General features: G+C 69.0%; 3 protein-coding genes and 1 pseudogene. 3 read left to right on the forward strand and 1 reads right to left on the reverse strand.

Features of this window, described 5'->3' with window-relative positions:
* Nucleotides 1-31 precede the first annotated feature (31 nt).
* Complete coding sequence (gene mutM / locus AC6LJ5_RS29885; RefSeq protein WP_498142403.1) at nt 32-859, reverse strand: bifunctional DNA-formamidopyrimidine glycosylase/DNA-(apurinic or apyrimidinic site) lyase; 828 nt, start codon at nt 857-859, stop codon at nt 32-34.
* Between mutM and AC6LJ5_RS29890 the strand changes: the two are divergent.
* The 3 genes and pseudogenes from AC6LJ5_RS29890 to AC6LJ5_RS29900 form a co-directional block, all read left to right on the forward strand.
* Nucleotides 858-2734, forward strand: a pseudogene (locus AC6LJ5_RS29890) (tetratricopeptide repeat protein). The gene mutM and the pseudogene AC6LJ5_RS29890 overlap by 2 nt on opposite strands.
* A gap of 11 nt (nt 2735-2745) precedes the next feature.
* Nucleotides 2746-3336 carry a lipoprotein insertase outer membrane protein LolB gene (gene lolB, locus AC6LJ5_RS29895; RefSeq protein ID WP_498142405.1) on the forward strand — a complete coding sequence of 197 codons (591 nt, stop codon included), beginning with the start codon at nt 2746-2748 and terminating at the stop codon, nt 3334-3336.
* 323 nt (nt 3337-3659) lie between these two features.
* On the forward strand, nt 3660-4807 hold a 1148-nt coding region (locus AC6LJ5_RS29900), incomplete at its 3' end, for a Tar ligand binding domain-containing protein (protein WP_498142404.1).

The raw sequence follows: 4807 nt of genomic DNA on the forward strand, positions 1-4807 counted from the left end.
CTTCAGGGGGGGGCACACCTTTCGGGGTGGGTTACACCTTCTGGCATTTGGGGCAGTAATAGGTAGCCCGCTGCCCCTGGACGATCCGTTTGATCGGAGTGCCGCAGACCCGGCAGGGCTGGCCTTCCCGTTCATAGACGGCGGCGTGGATCTCGAAGTAGGCGCCCGGCTCGCCGGTGGCGCCCACATAGTCGCGCAAGGTACTGCCGCCCGAGGTCAGGGCGTCGGCCAGCGTGGCGCGCACGCACTCGGCCAGCCGGTCGCAGCGGGCGGGCGACAGCTTGTTGGCCGGCGTCTTCGGGTTGATGCGGGCGCGGAACAGGCTTTCGGATGCGTAGATATTGCCAACGCCGACGACAGCCGCGCCGGCCAGCAGCACCTGCTTGATGGCCGCGCCATGGCGCTGGAAATGCCGATGCAGCCAGGCGCCGTCAAAGCGCGGGTCGAAGGGCTCGATGCCCAGCTTGGCCAGCAGCGGATGCGCCTCGATCGGGCCGTCGCCGGCTGCGTGCCACAGCACCGCGCCGAAGCGGCGCGGGTCGTGCAGCCGCAGCACCGCCTGGTCGAAGATCCATTCGACGTGGTCGTGCTTGCGCAGGAATTCGCCCGGCGCGACGCTGCGCAGCGAGCCCGACATGCCCAGATGCACGATCTGGGTGCCATGCTCGAAGTGCAGCAGCAGGTACTTGCCGCGGCGCGCGCATTCCAGCACCTCGCGTCCGGCCAGCAGGCCGGGCAGATCGGGCGGAATGGGCCAGCGCATGCGGGCTTCATGGATGACCAGCCGGGCGAGCTTGCGGCCGGTGATGACGGCGTCTATTCCCCGACGCGTGGTTTCGACTTCGGGCAGTTCCGGCATGAGCCAGTGTAAGATCAACAATTGGTGTTCGAAGATTGTGCCATCAACCGGACGGGCCGCGTGAAGTCGTCTATCAAACAAATGAATATCGGTATCGCCGCATTGGCGCTTGCTCTGGCGTCAACGCTGGCCCAGGCGGCGGACGGCCGGACGCGGGACGCGACGGGCCCGCGCATGGCCCCCCAGACCCGCCAGGCGGAAACCGAAGTGATCCGCCTGCGGGCCGGCCAGCTGCCCTATGTGTCGCTGACCGCCGACATCTTCTATAGAGTGCTCGCGTCCGAGATCGCCGCCCAGCGCGGCATGTACGGCACGGCCGCCACCACCATGGTCGGCCTGGCGCGCGACACCGGCGACCCCCGCCTGGCGCGCCGCGCGCTGGAATTCCAGCTGGCGGGCGGCAACCTGCCCGGCGCCCTGGACGCGGCCCGGGTGTGGGCGCGCCTGTCGCCCAACGACCTCGAGGCCAGTTCCACCGAGCTGGCGCTGGCGGCGGCCAACGGCCAGACCCGTGGCCTGTCGCAGGCGCTGCGCAACCGAATCGACGCCTCGCGCGACAAGCCCGCCGCCATCGGCCAGGCCCTGGCCGTCCTCAGCCGCCTGAATGACCGCAGGCTGGCCCTGCGCATCCTGGACGAATCCTTCAGCGACGGCGTGCGCAAGCTGCCCGCCGCCCACATGGCGCTGGCCGACGTGGCCAACGCGGCCGGCGACGACGAGCGCGCGGCACAGGAGGCGCGGGCCGCGCTGGCGGCCGATCCCAAGTCCGAACCCGCCGCCCAGCGCGTGCTGGAGTACGGTTTCAAGGTCGACCCGCAGCGCGCCCAGACCGAGGCGCGCGCCTATATCGCGCGCAATCCGAACGCGCGCAAGGTGCGCCTGATGCTGGCCGGCCAGTTGGCCGACAGCGGCGATTACAACGCCGCGCTGGCTGAGCTGCAGGCCATGTCGCGCCGCTCGCCCGAGGACTTCGACCTGCTCTTCATGCAGGCCCAGCTGGCCTACAAGGCGGGCCAGCTGCAGCAGGCCCGCACCCTGTTGCAGCAGTACCTGGACGTGCAGAACCAGCGCCAGCGGGCCACGGTGCCCGGCGCCACCGACGCCGGCGCGGCGGCGGCCGATGCGCACGTGCTGCTGTCGCGCATCGCCGAGGACCAGGGCCGCTATGACGAGGCGATCAACGAACTCGGTCGCATCGAGGATCCCACGCTGCGTTACTCCGTGCGCATGCGCCAGGCCGCGCTGCGCGCCAAGGAAGGCCGCGTCGACGACGCCCTGTCCATGATCGACGCCGCCGGCCCGCAGGACGAGGAAGAGCGCACCCAGGGCGTGCTGACCAAGGCGCAGATCCTGCGCGACGCTGACCGCGTCGGTCAGGCGGTGGCGGTGCTGGAGGCCGCCGACCGCGATCTGCCCGATACGGTGGAAATCAAGTACGAGCTGGCCATGCTGTACGAGCGCCAGGACCGCGTGGCCGACCTGGAGCGCCTGCTGCGCCAGGTCATCGCGCTGGACCCGGACCATGCCCACGCCTACAACGCGCTGGGCTACACGCTGGCCGACCGCAACCAGCGGCTGCCCGAGGCGCTGGACCTGATCACGCAGGCGCTGGAGCTGGCGCCCAACGATCCGTTCATCCTGGACAGCATGGGCTGGGTCAAGTTCCGCATGGGCGACCAGGCCGCCGCGGCCGAATACCTGCGCCGCGCCTACAGCACGCGTCCCGAGGCCGACATCGCCGCCCACCTGGCCGAAGTGCTGTGGAGCCAGGGCAAGCGCGACCAGGCGGTGGAGCTGCTGCGCGGCGCCAAGCTCAAGGACCCGACCAACCGCGCCCTGCTCGACACCATCAAGCGGCTGGGGGTCGCGCTTTGACCACGGCCGTCATGGTCCGCTGGCGCGACGCGTCGGCGTGGCTGCGCGGGGCCTTGATGGCCATGCTGGCGTTCACGCTGGCGGCCTGCACCACCACGCCCAAGCCCATCGAGGGCATTGGGCCCGACGCGTTCTCGCGCATCGGGCGCTTCGCCATCACGGTCAACGAGGAAAGCGGCAAGCAGAATGCCGTGCAGGGCGGTTTCTCCTGGTCCGACGACGGTCGCCGCTACGTGCTGGACCTGACCAATCCGCTGGGCTCCACCGAGGCCCGCGTCGAAGGCCAGCCCGGCAGCGCCAGCCTGACCAAGGCCGATGGCACCCGTCTGGTGGCGGACAACCCCGACGCGCTGGCCGAGGACGCGCTGGGCAGCAGTATGCCGGTGGCGGGCCTGCGCGACTGGCTGCGCGGCAAGCTGCCCGCCGAACCCGAGCCGGGCGAGTTGTCGCGCGATGAACTGGGCCGTCCGGCCGGCTTCGAGCAGGGCGGCTGGCGCGTGCGTCTGTCGCGCTACGACACGAAGGGGCCGATGCTGCTGGTGATGGAGCGGCAGGAGCCCGGGCGTCGCATCCTGGTGCGGCTGGTGGTCAACCAGCCCTGACGCATCGTGCGCGGCTGCGCATGCCAGGAACAAGGCGCCCCATGGGGCGCCTTTTGTTTGCCATGCCGCCTGGCTGTCGTGCGTGTCTGTTTTGCCCTTCTCCGACAAGGGTTGCGAAGGGCTGGTCTGAAGGCAGCATGAGGGCTGTCCTGGACGACAAAGAGATTTCACCGATGCAATAAAAAGAAGGAAATCAGTATTGTTACTGATAGAAATATTTCGTCGAAGTTGAATAATTCTCCTCATGCCCGTTCGGGCTACGAGCCCGGACGGACCGCAAGACCGGCGTCGAACCAAGCCGCCGCCCCTACGGAGAATTGCCCATGTTCAGGAATACCCGCGTCGCGACGATACTGCTGGGAATCATCGCGACCTTCTTCACCTTCCAGTTGCTGGTCGGAGGCATGGGCTTCGTCGCCCTGCGGCAGACCAATCAGGATGTCGGACAGCTTTATCGTCTGTCCTCGGAGCAGGTCAATGCCGTCAATTCCGCCGCGCTGTCGCTGGTCGCGGCGCGCACCGACCTGACCCGCTACGCCGCCCGCGTGGCCAAGGGCAACCCGGGCGACACCACCGCATTGCGGCTGGCGCGTCAGCGCATCGCCGCCGGCGACCGCAATTTCCAGGGATTTGCCAGCGGCCTGAGCGCCGAAGAGAAAACCGCCTCGGCGGATCTGATCGAGGCCTACACCACCTTCAGCGGCAATCTGCAGTCCCTGGGCAAGGCGCTGGAGGGCGGCGACGCCGACGCCTACGGCAAGCCCGCTACGCAGCAGGCGCAGGAGATCCTGGTCAACGAGCGCGACGCCTTCATGCGCCGCGCCGAGGAGGCAGGGCAGGGCGTGATGGAAGAGATCTCGCTGTTCCAGTCGCTGTTCGTCTACGTGCTGGCGGGCTTCCTGATCGTGGGGCTGGTCATGGCGGTCGGCGCCCACGTGCTGATCCGGCGCATGATCGTGCGGCCGCTGCTGGAGGCGGGCGAGATCTTCAGGCGCATCGCCGAGGGCGACCTCACGCGCCGCGTGGCGGATCGCGGCCGCAACGAGATCGGCGCCTTGCTGACGGCGCTCAAGAGCATGCAGGACGGCTTGGTCCGCACGGTGTCCTCGGTGCGTCGCGGCGTGGATGAGATCCATGTGGGCGCGCGCGAAATCTCCTCGGGCAATGCCGATCTTTCCAGCCGCACCGAACAGCAGGCCGCGTCGCTGGAGCAGACCGCGGCCAGCATGGAGGAACTGGCTTCCACCGTGAAGCAGAACGCGGGCATCGCGCACGAGGCCAACCGCATGGTGGGCGAATCGGCAGCGGTCGCGCGGCGTGGCGGCGAGGCGGTGGCCGGCGTGGTCGAGACCATGCGCGCCATTTCCGGCAGCTCGGCGCGCATCGCCGATATCGTCGGCGTGATCGACGGCATTGCCTTCCAGACCAATATCCTGGCGCTGAACGCGGCCGTGGAAGCGGCGCGCGCGGG

This window comes from Achromobacter sp. 1011791174, from assembly GCF_059760925.1.

Bases quoted from the DNA above. Each gene is read 5' to 3' on its own strand.
- mutM (WP_498142403.1), bottom strand. From the start codon at position 859: ATGCCGGAACTGCCCGAAGTCGAAACCACGCGTCGGGGAATAGACGCC.
- lolB (WP_498142405.1), top strand. From the start codon at position 2,746: ATGGTCCGCTGGCGCGACGCGTCGGCGTGGCTGCGCGGGGCCTTGATG.